The sequence below is a fragment of the Thermovenabulum gondwanense genome (genome assembly GCF_001601575.1).
Lineage (GTDB): Bacteria > Bacillota > Thermosediminibacteria > Thermosediminibacterales > Thermosediminibacteraceae > Thermovenabulum > Thermovenabulum gondwanense.
The window spans coordinates 26,718-41,021 of record NZ_LOHZ01000020.1; the positions used below are offsets into that span (position 1 = coordinate 26,718).

Consider the following 14,304-nt stretch of genomic DNA (forward strand, 5'->3'; position numbering starts at 1 on the left):
TTTTAAAAAAGGCAATAAATTAAGCGATGAAAGGTGGATTTTAGAGGAATTTTTCGGTTTATGGAGAATAATTTAATGTTAGTCTTCCCATAGGAGGTAAATTATGCTGGAAGTTGAAATTCCTGGAGAAACCACTTTAAATTTAAAGTATTTGGTTCTTGACTACAATGGCACCCTGGCAGAGGACGGAAAATGCTCGAAAAAGGTAAAAGAATTGGTAAAAAAGCTTTCGGAAAAAATGGAGGTTTTTATACTTACAGCCGATACATATGGGACAGCTTCTGAAGAATTAAAGGATATTCCTGTTAAATTTTACAAAGTTGATCCCATAGATGGAGGAGAAGATAAAAAGAATTTTGTTGAAAAGCTGGGAGCAGAGTTCGTCGCATGTATTGGAAACGGGAAAAATGATGTTAAAATGATAAAAACTGCAAGACTAAGTATTGCAGTAATAGGGAGGGAAGGGGCATACAGGGAATCTATTATTAATGCTCAGATTGTCGTGTTTTCTCCCGAGGATGCTCTAAATCTCCTGTTAAATCCCAAAAGATTGATAGCTACATTGAGAAAGTAGGGAATGGTATGAAGGTTTTTTCTATTAGATTTCAAAATGTGGAAAAAGAAATTGAAAGGGAAGACTTTATAAATAAAATAGGAAATGAGCTCGCAAGCAGGGGATATTCTGTAGGCTTATTAAAAGAAGACAAGAGCTTAAAGGGCCAGTTTGAAAAATTCAAGATGGTCGGATATTTTAAAGATGGCAGGGTAGAGCTTATTTTTAAAGAATCGAACCTGGAAGATGTTATGAATTACTATAACTGTGATTACCTGATTCTTGAGAATTTACAAGGGGCTTTTCCCGAGATAGTTTGTTTTAATGAAGAAATAAAAAAGGTGGAACTGTCTTCTAAAACTATTGCAGCCGTAACAATAAAAACCGAAAAAAAATTTATGGGAAATATACCCGTGCTTAGCTTAGAAGAAATAAGAAATATTACCGATTTGATAGTAGAAAGGGTATTTGAAAAACTTCCTGCCCTTTTTGGAGGAGGATGTGGAAAATGCGGAGAAGATTGCAACAAAATGGCAGAAAAAATAATTAGCGGAAAAGCCGACAGAAATTTCTGCAAGCGAGAAGGGGAAGGGAAGATAAAAATCCTGGTGGATAATAAAGATATACCGCTGGTACCCTTTGTGGAAGATCTATTTTATTCGGTGATAAGATCTATGCTTTTAAATTTAAAAGGCTGCAAGGAAGGACAGGTGCAAATAAAGTTAAAGCTATAAAGGAATATTAATTATAGATTATAATCAGTCTAAAGAAGGAGAGAAATACCTTGGATTTTTTAGAACTGTTAAAATCCTGCGAAGTATGTCCTATGAGATGTAAAGTTAACAGGATTAACGGAGAACTCGGATTTTGCCGGGCAGGATTTGACTGCATTGTTTCAAAGGCATTCCCCCATCCCTGGGAAGAACCTTGTATAAGCGGTACCAAAGGGTCGGGAACGGTATTTTTTTCTGGATGCAATTTAAAATGCATATTTTGCCAGAATTACGAAATCAGTCAGGAAATGGTTGGTAAACCTAGGGATTTGAAAGCTCTGGCAGAAATATTCCTGAGGCTTCAAGAGCGGGGAGTTCATAACATAAATCTTGTAACTCCTACTATTTATACACCCCAGATTGCTGAGGCAATAAATTTAGCCAAAGAAAGAGGGCTAAAGGTTCCTATTGTATGGAATTCCAACGCTTATGAGAACGTTGAGATATTAAGTAAGATGGAAGGTTTAATCGATGTATATCTTCCCGATCTAAAATATTACGATGATGAAATTGCATACAAATATTCAAAAGCAAGGAATTACTTTGAATACGCTTCGAAAGCCATCCTGGAAATGGTTAGACAGGTGGGAGAGCCTGAGTTTGATGAAAAGGGAATAATAAAGAGGGGTGTGATAATAAGACATCTGGTGTTACCGGGTTATGTAAATGATACGAAGAAAATATTAAAATGGATTAGCGAAAACCTGCCAGCGGGTGTTTACGTAAGCTTAATGAGTCAGTACATGCCCTATTACAGAACGGAGGAATATCCGGAAATAAACAGGCCACTCACAAAAAAAGAATACGATGAAGCAGTTGAATACTTTTTTGAAGTGGGTCTTGAAAACGGCTTTATTCAGGGAGAAGGCGCGAATTCGGAAGAATTTGTTCCCGATTTTGATTTTGAAGGTATATAAAAATACAAGGAGGTTTTAAATATGAAGGACCCAAGAATTAAAAAACTTGCAAAACTATTGATTGATTATTCTGTGGAACTAAAAAATGGAGAAAACATCTTAATAGAAGCGGGGCCTGGGGAAAGCCCTCTTGTAAAGGAGTTAATTAAATTTGCTTATGAAAAAGGTGCCCACCCCTTTGTTAACATTTCAATGCAGGAGATAGCCAGGGAATTACTTATGAACGTGGATGAAGATACTTTAAAATTGATGGCAAAATATGATTCCGAGAAAATGAAGGATATGCATGCTTACATCGGAATAAGGGGTGGCGATAATGTGGCGGAGCTTTCCGATGTACCTCAGGAAAAAAAGACTCTTTATATGAAACTTTATTCAAAACCGGTTCATATGGATATAAGAGTCCCGAAAACAAAATGGGTGGTTTTGAGGTATCCAAATCCTTCAATGGCTCAGCTTGCTGATATGAGCACCGAGGCTTTTGAGGATTTTTATTTTGATGTTTGTTGTCTTGACTATGAGAAGATGTCTAAAGCAATGGACCCTTTGGTAGACCTTATGAGCAGAACCGACAGGGTAAGGATCGTGGGTCCGGGTACGGATCTTACCTTTTCAATAAAGGGTATCGGAATTGAAAAATGCGATGGAAAAAAGAACATTCCCGATGGCGAAATCTTTACCGCACCGGTGATCGATTCGGTAAATGGATATATTACCTATAATACCCCCGCATTGTATCAGGGTTTTACCTTTGAAAATATAAAATTTGAGTTCAAAAATGGGAAAATTGTAAAGGCTATCGCTAACGATACCGAAAGAATAAATAAGATCCTGGATACCGATGAAGGAGCCAGGTACATAGGGGAGTTTGCTATAGGTGTAAATCCCTATATATTAAAACCAATGAAGGATACCCTTTTTGATGAAAAAATAGCTGGGAGTATTCATTTTACGCCGGGTAATTCTTACGAAGATTGCGGCAATGGCAACAAATCTGCCATTCACTGGGATATTGTTTTAATACAAAGACCGGAATACGGTGGCGGCGAGATTTATTTTGATGATGTTTTGGTGAGAAAAGACGGTTTATTCGTGCTGGAAGAACTGAAGGGCCTGAACCCGGAAAACCTGAAATAGTGGTGGTAAAGATGCAGGGCATTATTTCCTATAGCGATTTTGAAAAAGTAGAAATGAGGGTGGGAAGGATAATAGAAGTGGAGGATTTTCCTAAAGCCAAAAAACCGGCATATAAACTTACCATCGATTTTGGATCTGAAATTGGAGTTAAAAAATCCAGCGCTCAGATTACAAAATTATATAAAAAAGAAGAATTACCCGGCAAACTTGTAATTGCAGTGGTTAATTTTCCTCCCAAGAAAATTGCTGATTTTATTTCTGAGGTGCTTGTCCTGGGTGTTAATGATGAAGAGGGAAACGTAGTCTTGCTGACAACCGAGAGGAACGTAAAATTAGGAGAAAAAGTATATTAAGCCTTCCTGCCGGGAAGGCTTAATATACTTTATTTTTTACTCTTCAAATAGATACCTTGCTATTTTATTAACTTCTACTTTTATTTTTTCAGTTTCCTCTTTGTCTATATTATAGGTTTCGATATCAATAACATCTCCTTCCTTAGCTTCATGAGGAAGGAGAATCCTTTCAATATTTATTATACTTTTATCGAATAATTCTACTACGGCATACCCGCCTTCAAACCGGTCTATAACACCCTTTTTTGACATAATAATGCCACCTCTTTTTTAAATTTATTTTACTTTTTAATAAGTTGCAGGATTTCGCCATTGCTTTTGAAAGTAATATCACCGTTTTCGGCAGTAGACAATATTTTAATCTTCATTTTATTGAGCTTATCTATGGTTTCTTTATGGGGATGTCCGTAATCATTTCCCTTTCCGTAACTTATTACGGCGTATTTGGGAGAGACAGCCTTTAAAAACTCAATGGAAGTGCCCGAACTGGAGCCATGGTGGGCAACTTTTAAAACATCGGCTTTGAGATCATAATTATTATTTATCATTTCTTTTTCCGATATGTACTCTGCGTCCCCGGTGAGCAAAAAGGATGTATTTTTATAGATTATTTTCAATACAATACTATAATTATTTAAATCTTCATAATTTTTGCTGTTGGGTGCTAAAACTTCTATTTTTACATCCTGTGAAGGCGTAATTTCCATTCCCCCTTTTGCGGAAGTAATTTTTAGGCTTTTTTTCTTTACAGCCTCTAATACATCTTTAAAGGTTTTAGTGGTGGTTGTAACATATGGCATGTAAATCTTGCCTATATCAAAGTTGTTAATAACGCTATCCATAGAACCGATGTGGTCTTCATGGGGATGGGTACCAAATAGATAATCGATCTTTTTAATATTCATTTTTTTTAAAAAGTTGATTATCTTGGTTTCATCGTCATTGTTACCTGCGTCGATCATAGCGGTTTTACCATCGGGTAACATTACAAATATGCAGTCTGCCTGTCCCACGTCTAAAAATGTAATATAAAGATATCCACCTGAAAATTCCTTATCCTGGGCTTTTTTTTCAGGGTTTTCCGCACTTTCATTGGTACAGGATGTCAATAAAAATAATAGAAATAGGAAAAATATTATTAATAAAAATTTCTTTCTTTTTTTATACAGCATTGAATCACCTTCCAGATATAAATTTCTACTCTATATTATAAACCATAGCAAATAAATTGAAATAAAAAAAGGAGTTTTTACCTCCTTTATCAATCCCATAAGGACATAAATTTTGAATTGGACTGGGAATCTTTTTCTTTATAAGAATTTCTGTGTTCAAAGGCATCACAGTAAGTACCTTCTTTTGAACTGCAACCAGGCCTTATTGCGTTTACTAAAACACTTTCTGCATGGCAAACGTTATCTCGATTGTATCTGCAAGATGCGACGTTACACCTTATTTCAGGCATATCGACCCTCCTTAATTTTTTAATATTTTTCCCATTATTTTATAAAAAATTACTTTGCTTAAAGGAATTTAGTTTTTTTTGTAGAAATGAATTTAAAGGTGAATATATATGGAAAAAATAAAAGGTGTAAATTTAAAAAAGATTATTGAAAAATTCGGGCTGGAAATTATTACTGGATATGATTACGATATTGTAATAAATACCTCAGATTTGTACAGACCAGGGGTAGAACTTGCTGGTTTTTTTGATTATTTTCCCTTTGAACGAATACAGGTACTGGGAATGACCGAGATTAAGTTTTTGAATGGTCTGGAAAAAGAAATAAGGAACGAGAGGCTGGAAAAACTTTTATCTTATCCCATACCGTGTATAATAATTACCAGAGGGCTTGGCATTCCTTCGGAACTATTAAAAATAGCTGAAAAGAAAGGCAGAATTCTGCTAAGGTCCCTCAGTGCAACGACAAGTTTAATAAGTAAATTGACCGATTATCTGGAAAGCGAACTTGCTCCGAGAACCACAGTGCACGGGGTGTTGATGGATGTCTACGGCATTGGGGTTTTATTAATTGGCGAAAGCGGCATCGGTAAGAGCGAGACGGCAGTTGAGCTTTTAAAAAGAGGACATAGACTGATTGCGGATGATGTGGTTGAAATAAAACAGGTTGCAAAAAATGTACTTGTGGGGATGGCTCCGGAAATTTTGAAGTATTTTATTGAGGTGAGGGGTTTGGGAATAATTGACGTAAAAACCATTTTCGGAGCCGGAGCCGTAAGAGATGACATTCGCATTGACCTGGTAATAGAACTGGTGGAATGGGAAAAATACAGCGATGATGATAGGCTGGGAATTGAAGATAAAAAAATGACTATATTGGAATCTAATATCTCTAAAAAAATCATACCGATAAGACCCGGAAGAAATTTGGCATCGATTATCGAGGTAGCGGCTATGGACCATCGTTTGAAAACAATGGGATATAATGCAGCGCTGAATTTTTCGCAAAAATTATTTGATGAAATTAACAGTAAAAACACGTAGGAAAGGGGAGGGTTTATGCAGGATTATGAATTATTAGCAGATAAATACGATATTTATAAAATGTACAGTCTAATTTACGGATTACCTGAACAAATTGAAGAAGCTTTTGATATATCCTATAAATTTTTAAACGGTATTTCAATGAAAAACATAAAACATGTAGTGATCGCGGGCATGGGTGGTTCTGCTATTGGTGGAGAACTTGCGAAATCGATTCTGGAATTCGAATTAAAAGTTCCGGTCCTCGTAAATAGGGGTTATAAACTTCCGGGGTTTGTTAACAATGAATCCCTTGTGATAGCATCAAGTTACTCGGGAAACACTGAAGAAACCCTGAGCTGTTATGAAGATGCGAAAAACCGGCAGGCGTCTATGATAGCAATTACCACGGGGGGGAAGCTTAAAGAAAAAGCTTTGAAAGATAAAGTGCCTGTACTTATCATACCCTCCGGGCTTCCTCCAAGAGCGGCGATAGGATATTCTTTCGTTCCCATATATTTAATATTAGCTAAAATAAATTCTTTTTTAGATGTCGTTGAAAGAATACAATCTCTGCAAAAGTTTTTGAAAAAGCTTAGAGAAGATTTTGCAAAAGAGGTTCCAGGGGGACAAAACAAGGCAAAGATGTTAGCCGGGAGGATATACGGGAAAATACCTTTGATTTACGGATCCCAGGGAATAACCGAGGCTGTAGCTATGAGGTGGAAAGGGCAGTTAAACGAGAATTCCAAACATCCAGCATTCTACAATGTTTTTCCGGAGCTCAATCATAATGAAATAATGGGATATGAAGCCGAAGGGAATTTGCTGAAAAATTTTGTTGCAGTTATTTTGCGAATGCCTGAAGAACATGAAAGAATTGATAAAAGAATTAAAATTACAAGGGATCTAATCCAGGACAAAATCACATGTATTGAAGAGATATGGCCCCGGGGAGAAAATACTTTAGAAAGGATTTTTTACCATATAATGCTTGGGGATTTTGTAAGTTATTATCTCGCTCTATTAAATGAAAAAGATCCTTCTGAGATTAATTTTATAAACACTTTAAAACAGCGGATGGGTTAAAAGGAGTGAAAAAATTGAAATTGGAAGCTGATACCCATTGTCATACGGTAGCCAGCGGTCATGCGTACAGCACAATATTAGAAAATGCAAAAGCTGCTAAGGAGAGGGGTTTAAAATTGATAGCCATTACCGACCACGGCCCCTCTCTCCCGGGAGGCCCCCATATATATCATTTTGGGAATTTAAAGGTGCTTCCAAGAGTGATTGAAGGGGTAATTATCCTGAGGGGAGTTGAAGCTAATATTTTAGATTGTGATGGAAGACTGGATTTGCCGGAAAGATATTTAAAAGAACTGGATATAGTTCTTGCAGGATTTCATACTTTTTGTTACCCGGGAGGTACTTTAGAAGAAAATACCAGAGCTATTATTAATGCAATTAAAAATCCCTATGTAGATATTATCGTTCATCCGGGGAATCCGGAGTTCCAGATAGATATAGAAAAATTTGTAGAAGCCGCTGCAAAGTACGATGTAGCCATAGAAATAAATAACAGCTCTTTTACCGTCAGCAGAAGGGGTAGCGAAGAAAATTGCTTGCAAATAGCAAAGAAAGCAAGGGAAGTAGGAGCAAGAATTGCGATAGGAAGCGATGCACATATATGTTTTGACGTGGGGAACTTTGAAAAGGCCTTAAAGATTGTGGAGGTAGCTGGGATTAAAGAGGAAAATATACTCAATGTGAGTTACCTGAGGTTAATCGATTATTTAAAAGATAAAGGCAGGGATTTTTCTTTTATTAAAAAGTATCAGGAATATTAATTAGGTATATTAGCCGCGGGTAATAAATTGCCTGCGGTATAAAGAAAATTATAATAAAATTAAGGAGGCATAATTTATGGATACTTTAATTTACTTAAACGGTGAAAAAGTAGATTACGAAAATGCCAAAATACATGTGGAAGACAGGGGATTCCTTTTTGGCGATGGTCTTTATGAGGTTATCAGGGTGTACGATGGAAAGTTTTTTTACTTAGGAAAACACATGGAAAGACTTAAAAAAGGGGCTGAACAGATTTATCTTGAATTGGATTTCGGACCGGATACTCTGTTGGAAACGATAAAAAAAGCGGTAAAAGAAAGCGGATTTAAGGATGCATCGGTATATGTGCAGGTAACAAGGGGAACGGCACCGAGACAGCATGCTTTTCCTTCCAATGTAAAATGTACCTGGCTGATAATAGTAAGGGAAGCTAAACCTCAGCCTCAGGAATTTTACGAAAATGGTGTTGAGGCCATTACCGTTCCAGATGAAAGATGGACTAGATGTAATATTAAAACAGTACAATTACTAGCCAACTGCATTGCGAAGGAAAAAGCTAAGCGTGCGGGTGCATATGAGGCTATTTTCCATAGAGGAGATATTATTACCGAAGCCTCCAGCAGCAATGTATTTATAGTAAAGGACGGAACAATATTCACACATCCCGCAAATAATCTGATTCTACACGGTATTACCCGCTTTGCGGTTCTGGAGCTTATAAAGAATAATAATTTTGAACTGCGGGAAGAGCCCTTTTCGAAGGAAAAGCTCTTTGCAGCAGATGAGGTTTTCCTGACGGGAACTATGACAGAGGTTATGCCCATCGTTAAGGTGGATGGAAAAATTATCGGGGATGGAGTACCGGGGAAAATAACAATGAAATTGATTGAAGATTTCAGAAAATTAACGGAAACCGTAGACTGCTAAAAAATTTAATCATATAAACATAATTTCATTAATATAATAAATAGGGTGGAAGGTCTTACTTTTGGGAGGTAATATTATGAAAGGACCTTTTACCCTATTTTTTAATAGATTGATAGTGAAAAAAATTTCTCTTTTCCTAATAATTATTTTTATCTTTTCTATTTTAGTAAGTTGTGGGGGAAATGTTAACAGCAATGATTTGCTAAAACAAAAGGAAGATAAAAAACAAGAGATTGTGATAACCTTATGGGATTTTCCACGATGGGAATCGGAAAACAACAGCAGATTCGGATGGATTGAAAAAAAGATAAAGGAATTTGAGAAAGCACATCCGGGAGTATATATATATTTAAAAAAATTAAAATGGGAATATGGTATGTTTGAGATAAAAGCGGCATGCCAGGCAGGGATAAATCCCGATATTGCTCCTGTAGCGGGTGATTATGATTTAATACTCAGTGGTTATGTAGAGCCAGTAGACGAATTCTTCACAAAAGAAGAACTGGGAAAGTACGACGAGAGGGCTTTAGAAGCGCTTAAAGTAAACGGGCGACTTTACGGTTTTCCATGGTTTTTGGCTACCTACGGGATGTTTATAAATAAAGATCTTTTTGAAGAAAGGAAATTATCTTTCCCACCTAAAGGTGACTGGACTTTCCAAAAATTTATGGATACGGCAATTAAGCTAACATGGGATAAAAACAGGGATAAAAAAGTTGATTACTATGGATTTGATTACGTATTAAAGCCCGGCAACTATGGTTTTTGGGGACTATTGACGATGGACGGAGCAAGATTCTTTGATAATGAGGGAAATTTCGTATTAAATTCTAAGGAAGGATTATCGGCATTGAAGAAATTAAGTGAAGCCTTTCAAAAAAATGTAATCTTTCCTCCAGAAGCTGGAGACAGGAATGAAAACCGGCTATGGGGAAATTTTATCGAGAAAAAAAAGGTAGCCATGATCTTTATGAGCAGCTGGGCAATACCACTTCTTGAAAAGAAAAAAAATGAGGGTTCCGGATTTGATTTTGAGTTGCTACCCTATCCGGGTGGGGAAAGTCAGGCTCATTCTTTTGCCGTAGCTTCCGGGTATGCAATTTTAAAACAAAATGATGAAAGAAAAAAGAAATTATGTGGAGAGTTTTTAAAATTTATAACATCGGAGAAGGAACAGGAAAATTTATTAAAATACGGTGTATTACCTGCGATTAAAAGTGTACAGGAGAAAGCGGTTTCGGAAAATCAATTTTATAAAAAAAGCAAAGAATTATTGACCTCTGCAGAATTTTTGCCAAAGGTACGAAACTGGCAGGAAATTGAAAATATTATAAATACAGAGCTGCTTTTATGCCTGAAAGGTAAAAAAACCCCCGAAAAAGCCCTTCAGGATATGGGAAAAAATATTTCAGGGATTGTAACTTCAGAGTGAGCGATCATTTAAAAAAATTATCCCAAAAGTGATTAAAGAAAAATCTGTAATGATTTAACACTTTTTTACCTTCTACATCATAAGAGAATTGGTCCAAAACCTTTTTTATATAGGCAATTTCATCAGGAGTAGGGTTAAAAGAATCCATGACGTATTTATTGCAATTTCTGGGTTTTTCAATGTAGGTAATATTTATAGAAGAATTAACGGGAATATTATTATCGATATTATTATTGATATTATTATTGATATTATTATTGATATTATTATTGTCACTATTATTATTGTTATTTATATTTGAATTATCATCCTTAGTTTGGTTAGCCGGATCGTTATTTGCAGTATTATTTTCGCCAAAATTACCTTCGTCAGTGTTTGATAGATTTTCCGAATTAGTTTCGGTATTTTCATTATTCGGGGTTTCTTCTAATGAATTATTTTCCTCCTCAGGATCTTGTGGATTTTCATTTTCTTTAACTATTAAAATATTTTCTCCGGATGAAACCTCCTCCTTGCCATCACTGATTATTACTCTCCAAAGCATGCTTTTTTCAGGATAAAAGGAAATAAAAAAATCCTCTCCGTCCATCACAAGGGAATTAGTAAATTCCTCTTCTGAATCCATATATTTATATTTTAATTCTGCATTGATAAAATCATTAACGTCCTCATCGTGGGCTGATACCCTTATATTGAACGTGCTTCCCTTTGTTATTTCTCCTTCCGATGAAATATTTAAGATGCTCGGGGGGTTGTTTTTGTCAAAGTACAGAGCAACAAAAGAGAATTTTTTGTAAATATTAGGGAAATATGGTAAAACGATGTGACTGAGCACTACTTTACCTGAATACTTTTTTTGAATTGAGTTCCATAATTGTAATTTATTAGTGTAGTCTTTTACTTCCCATGCACCAGCTGTTGAACCCTGAGATAAAGGGTCAATTCTTAAAAAGATTTTGGAAATGGATGTATATATGGATTCATCTAATTTATTTCCACTACTGTCGTAAAGTATAAATTGACCGCTTAAAAACTTTCCATCTACTGTAGATAAGATTTCGGGGAATTTCCCTGAAGAGTTTATAAAAAAAGAATTAGCAGGTATCGGATAGTACTGACTTTCAAAAGAAGATTTAGTGACATTATTGGATATGATTAAAAAACCATATTTGGATATAATTGTCCCTTCAGGGATAGTGAAAGACGAAATTATATTTTGACCATCCGTTTGAACAATAGTGTAACCTCCAATGTCGATACTCTCATTAACTTGTGCTTTTGAAAAATTGGTGCTTGATATAATAATAAAACTGATAATGGAGAAAATAAGTATCGGTGATTTATTTTTTAACAATATATTCACCACCTGAAAAATTTTTACACAGGATACAATATTCGACAAAGAAAGACTTTATACCTTCCAAGGATTAATATTTTTTACAGGAGGTTTTAATTAATTGGACATTCGACAAAAAAAAGATTATATTATTTTAATGAAAAAAAATTATAATGGACAATTATTGGTGATTTGTGAGATTAAATTTTTATTAACTAACTACCATTATCCCTTTATATCTTCTGTATTTTGTGAGCCGGTAATTGTCATTATTTATTTAGAAGAATTATATATTTTTTGTAATACATGGGAATTGAGGGAAAGGGATTTAATAAGTCTTATTTCAAATATTTTAAAAGAGGTCCGGAAGGTGTATAATAGCGATGTAAAATAAAGAAAATGTATTTGAAAGGAAAGGTTTTATGCAGATATCAACAGTTGTTAATGAAATAAAAAAAATAATACCTGAAGATAAAATTAGGCTAAATGAACCGATGAAATTGCACACCTCCTTTCGAATAGGCGGTCCCGCGGATATACTCCTATTGCCGACTGAGGTTTCGGAAATCCGAAATGTGGTAATATTTTGCAGAAAGCATGATATTCCTTTGTACGTAATTGGCAATGGATCAAATCTTTTAATAAGGGATAAGGGAATTAGAGGTATTGTTTTAAAAATTTCACAAAATTTCAACGATATAGAAGTAAAGGATAATTTCATAAAAGCAAAAAGCGGGACGCTGGTGACCGTACTTTCCAAAACCGCCCTTGAAAATCACCTAAAAGGATTGGAGTTCGCTTCGGGTATTCCCGGGACCCTGGGCGGTGCGATAGCTATGAATGCAGGTGCTTATGACGGGGAATTTTCAAAAATAATAGAAAAGGTAACGGTAATGGACTTTGAAGGGAATATCAGGGATTTGATTAAAGAGGAATTAGAATTTGACTACCGATGGAGCGTTTTCCAGGAAAAAAACCTTATTATTCTGGAAGCTTTAATTAAATTGGAAAAAGGAAATTACGATGAAATCAAGTCAAAAATGGAAGAATATTCGGCGAGAAGAAAGGAAAAGCAGCCTCTTAATTTACCGAGTGCGGGGAGCACGTTTAAAAGGCCCAAAGGTCATTTTGCCGGAACATTAATTGAAAAAGCGGGTTTAAAGGGAACGAGAATCGGGGATGCTGCGGTTTCCGAGCTTCATGCGGGCTTTATTGTGAATTTAGGTAATGCCACAGCCTGTGATGTGGAAAGGCTAATAGAGTACGTGCAGAAAAAAGTTTACGAAAAATTCCAGATCTGGTTGGAACCGGAGGTAAAAATTTTGGGTGAAAAATAATTTACAAAATAAGGATGAAGTAAACTGAGCGGTACGGGCTACACTATTATTACAGGAGGTGAATATGTTGTACGATTATCGCGATTTATCCAGGGATTTGATAACAGCGAATGGAAATTTTACCAGTTGTATTAACCTTTTGCAGGATAATTATAACCAGTTTACCGGTGTTTTAAAAGATTTGCATGACAAATTAAGACGTGCCATCTCTAACACGGAAAATAATTTGAAACAATTAGAATTAGAAATCTCTCAAAATAACGGAACCCTTGCCAAGCTTCTTGCAGGATCAAACCAAAAGCTACAGCAGGAACAGGTATCCAAAAGGAGAATGGATATTATAAACGAGCTCAGTGAAATAGAAAAACAATTGGAAAACCTGAACAGGGATTTTTCAAATTCTGTTCAAAACATTGTGGAAAACCTGAATAAACAAATGCTTACTTACAGAGAAATGGAAAATAAAGTAAAAACTGGATTGGAGCAGGTTAATTCCTCTGAATTTTCCATGGTTTCTCCAAATCCCGTTTTGGCGGTAAATCAATCCATTCAGACTGCGATAGATACGTTAAATAAAATTAGACAGAATATTGCCGAAAACAAAGTGTTAAATGAAATTACCAACACTTTGGATAATATTCAATAACGAGGTTAACCCCCTTCTTAAATACAGTATTTACAGCAATTAAATAATATATTGAATAGGGAATCAGGGTAAATTAATAAAGGAAGTTATTAAATGAAGGGGGATGTAGCGAATGACTCAAAAGAAAAGCTTGGCCGATTATTTGGAAGACAAAAAAAAGGAGGCTGAAACCTCGCAGGAAATAGCAACTCCTTATCAGACCACGTATCAGGCAACAGCCCAGCAAGGAGTAGCTTCCAATCAGTTTCAGCAGCTTTTGAATCAATTGAAAGCTCAGGCCCAATCCCAGCAGCAGCTTACGGATAATCAGGTAAGCCAAGCAATACAACAGGCAATAAATGCATTAACTCAGGCTCAGCAGAGCATAGAGGCCAATCAGATATTTTATCAGATGAATCAGCTCTTAGATCAATTTAACAAACAGCTTTCTCAATTAAACCAGCAGTTTAATCAGGCCCTTCAGAATCAGCAGAAGGCTCAGCAGCAAGCCCAGCAACAGGCCCAGCAACAACTCCAGCAGCAAAACCAACAATTAAGCTAAAGAATTAAGGGGGAAATCC

17 protein-coding genes are annotated in these 14,304 nt (G+C 35.8%); 13 read left to right on the forward strand and 4 right to left on the reverse strand.

What is annotated here, in order from left to right:
* Window positions 1–103: 103 nt before the first annotated feature.
* The 5 genes from ATZ99_RS02240 to ATZ99_RS02260 all read left to right on the forward strand — a co-directional run bounded on the left by ATZ99_RS02240 (window position 104) and on the right by ATZ99_RS02260 (window position 3,733).
* Window positions 104–574, forward strand: coding sequence for an HAD family hydrolase (locus tag ATZ99_RS02240; protein ID WP_068747617.1), 471 nt, complete (start codon window positions 104–106; stop codon window positions 572–574).
* An 8-nt stretch (window positions 575–582) separates the two neighbouring features.
* Window positions 583–1,287, forward strand: a complete 705-nt coding sequence (locus tag ATZ99_RS02245) for a hypothetical protein (RefSeq protein ID WP_068747618.1) — start codon at window positions 583–585, stop codon at window positions 1,285–1,287.
* Window positions 1,288–1,379: 92 nt separating this feature from the next.
* On the forward strand, window positions 1,380–2,243 hold the full coding sequence (locus tag ATZ99_RS02250) for a radical SAM protein (RefSeq protein WP_068747662.1): 864 nt from the start codon (window positions 1,380–1,382) through the stop codon (window positions 2,241–2,243).
* 21 nt (window positions 2,244–2,264) lie between these two features.
* Complete coding sequence (locus ATZ99_RS02255) at window positions 2,265–3,380, forward strand: aminopeptidase (protein WP_068747619.1); 1,116 nt, start codon at window positions 2,265–2,267, stop codon at window positions 3,378–3,380.
* A gap of 20 nt (window positions 3,381–3,400) precedes the next feature.
* Entirely contained in the window at window positions 3,401–3,733 is a 333-nt protein-coding gene (locus tag ATZ99_RS02260) for a tRNA-binding protein (protein ID WP_187694810.1), read from the forward strand.
* Window positions 3,734–3,769: 36 nt separating this feature from the next.
* Here the strand turns inward: ATZ99_RS02260 and ATZ99_RS02265 are convergent, their stop codons facing one another.
* From ATZ99_RS02265 to ATZ99_RS02275, 3 genes are all read right to left on the reverse strand, one after another.
* Window positions 3,770–3,985: a DUF3006 domain-containing protein gene (locus ATZ99_RS02265; RefSeq protein WP_068747621.1), complete on the reverse strand. Its 216-nt coding sequence runs from the start codon at window positions 3,983–3,985 to the stop codon at window positions 3,770–3,772.
* A 29-nt stretch (window positions 3,986–4,014) separates the two neighbouring features.
* Window positions 4,015–4,902: a ComEC/Rec2 family competence protein gene (locus ATZ99_RS02270; protein ID WP_068747663.1), complete on the reverse strand. Its 888-nt coding sequence runs from the start codon at window positions 4,900–4,902 to the stop codon at window positions 4,015–4,017.
* Window positions 4,903–4,994: 92 nt separating this feature from the next.
* Window positions 4,995–5,195: a DUF1540 domain-containing protein gene (locus ATZ99_RS02275; RefSeq protein ID WP_068747622.1), complete on the reverse strand. Its 201-nt coding sequence runs from the start codon at window positions 5,193–5,195 to the stop codon at window positions 4,995–4,997.
* 117 nt (window positions 5,196–5,312) lie between these two features.
* On the opposite strand from ATZ99_RS02275, the gene hprK reads away from it, so the two are divergent.
* From hprK to ATZ99_RS02300, 5 genes are all read left to right on the forward strand, one after another.
* On the forward strand, window positions 5,313–6,236 hold the full coding sequence (hprK, locus tag ATZ99_RS02280) for an HPr(Ser) kinase/phosphatase (RefSeq protein ID WP_425428275.1): 924 nt from the start codon (window positions 5,313–5,315) through the stop codon (window positions 6,234–6,236).
* 15 nt (window positions 6,237–6,251) lie between these two features.
* Complete coding sequence (locus ATZ99_RS02285; protein ID WP_068747624.1) at window positions 6,252–7,304, forward strand: bifunctional phosphoglucose/phosphomannose isomerase; 1,053 nt, start codon at window positions 6,252–6,254, stop codon at window positions 7,302–7,304.
* A 14-nt stretch (window positions 7,305–7,318) separates the two neighbouring features.
* Window positions 7,319–8,065: a phosphatase gene (locus ATZ99_RS02290; RefSeq protein WP_068747625.1), complete on the forward strand. Its 747-nt coding sequence runs from the start codon at window positions 7,319–7,321 to the stop codon at window positions 8,063–8,065.
* A gap of 76 nt (window positions 8,066–8,141) precedes the next feature.
* Window positions 8,142–8,993 carry a D-amino-acid transaminase gene (gene dat, locus ATZ99_RS02295; protein ID WP_068747626.1) on the forward strand — a complete coding sequence of 284 codons (852 nt, stop codon included), beginning with the start codon at window positions 8,142–8,144 and terminating at the stop codon, window positions 8,991–8,993.
* Between the two features lie 76 nt (window positions 8,994–9,069).
* The gene (locus ATZ99_RS02300; RefSeq protein WP_068747627.1) at window positions 9,070–10,425 is read left to right on the forward strand and encodes an extracellular solute-binding protein; all 1,356 of its coding nucleotides are present in this window, start codon (window positions 9,070–9,072) and stop codon (window positions 10,423–10,425) included.
* A gap of 4 nt (window positions 10,426–10,429) precedes the next feature.
* Here ATZ99_RS02300 and ATZ99_RS02305 read toward each other — a convergent pair whose 3' ends face one another.
* On the reverse strand, window positions 10,430–11,779 hold the full coding sequence (locus ATZ99_RS02305) for a hypothetical protein (protein ID WP_068747628.1): 1,350 nt from the start codon (window positions 11,777–11,779) through the stop codon (window positions 10,430–10,432).
* 410 nt (window positions 11,780–12,189) lie between these two features.
* On the opposite strand from ATZ99_RS02305, the gene murB reads away from it, so the two are divergent.
* From murB to ATZ99_RS02325, 3 genes are all read left to right on the forward strand, one after another.
* On the forward strand, window positions 12,190–13,098 hold the full coding sequence (murB, locus tag ATZ99_RS02315; RefSeq protein ID WP_157074687.1) for a UDP-N-acetylmuramate dehydrogenase: 909 nt from the start codon (window positions 12,190–12,192) through the stop codon (window positions 13,096–13,098).
* A gap of 64 nt (window positions 13,099–13,162) precedes the next feature.
* The gene (locus tag ATZ99_RS02320) at window positions 13,163–13,744 is read left to right on the forward strand and encodes a hypothetical protein (protein ID WP_157074686.1); all 582 of its coding nucleotides are present in this window, start codon (window positions 13,163–13,165) and stop codon (window positions 13,742–13,744) included.
* 112 nt (window positions 13,745–13,856) lie between these two features.
* A complete protein-coding gene (locus ATZ99_RS02325) occupies window positions 13,857–14,285 on the forward strand; it encodes a hypothetical protein (protein WP_068747632.1) in 429 nt (142 codons plus the stop codon).
* The last annotated feature ends 19 nt before the right edge of the window (window positions 14,286–14,304 follow it).

Excerpts from the sequence above, each read along its gene's own strand:
- ATZ99_RS02240 (WP_068747617.1), top strand. The coding sequence starts at position 104 with ATGCTGGAAGTTGAAATTCCTGGAGAAACCACTTTAAATTTAAAGTAT.
- ATZ99_RS02245 (WP_068747618.1), top strand. The coding sequence starts at position 583 with ATGAAGGTTTTTTCTATTAGATTTCAAAATGTGGAAAAAGAAATTGAA.
- ATZ99_RS02250 (WP_068747662.1), top strand. The coding sequence starts at position 1,380 with ATGAGATGTAAAGTTAACAGGATTAACGGAGAACTCGGATTTTGCCGG.
- ATZ99_RS02255 (WP_068747619.1), top strand. The coding sequence starts at position 2,265 with ATGAAGGACCCAAGAATTAAAAAACTTGCAAAACTATTGATTGATTAT.
- ATZ99_RS02265 (WP_068747621.1), bottom strand. The coding sequence starts at position 3,985 with ATGTCAAAAAAGGGTGTTATAGACCGGTTTGAAGGCGGGTATGCCGTA.
- ATZ99_RS02275 (WP_068747622.1), bottom strand. The coding sequence starts at position 5,195 with ATGCCTGAAATAAGGTGTAACGTCGCATCTTGCAGATACAATCGAGAT.
- ATZ99_RS02285 (WP_068747624.1), top strand. The coding sequence starts at position 6,252 with ATGCAGGATTATGAATTATTAGCAGATAAATACGATATTTATAAAATG.
- dat (WP_068747626.1), top strand. The coding sequence starts at position 8,142 with ATGGATACTTTAATTTACTTAAACGGTGAAAAAGTAGATTACGAAAAT.
- ATZ99_RS02300 (WP_068747627.1), top strand. The coding sequence starts at position 9,070 with ATGAAAGGACCTTTTACCCTATTTTTTAATAGATTGATAGTGAAAAAA.
- ATZ99_RS02320 (WP_157074686.1), top strand. The coding sequence starts at position 13,163 with ATGTTGTACGATTATCGCGATTTATCCAGGGATTTGATAACAGCGAAT.
- ATZ99_RS02325 (WP_068747632.1), top strand. The coding sequence starts at position 13,857 with ATGACTCAAAAGAAAAGCTTGGCCGATTATTTGGAAGACAAAAAAAAG.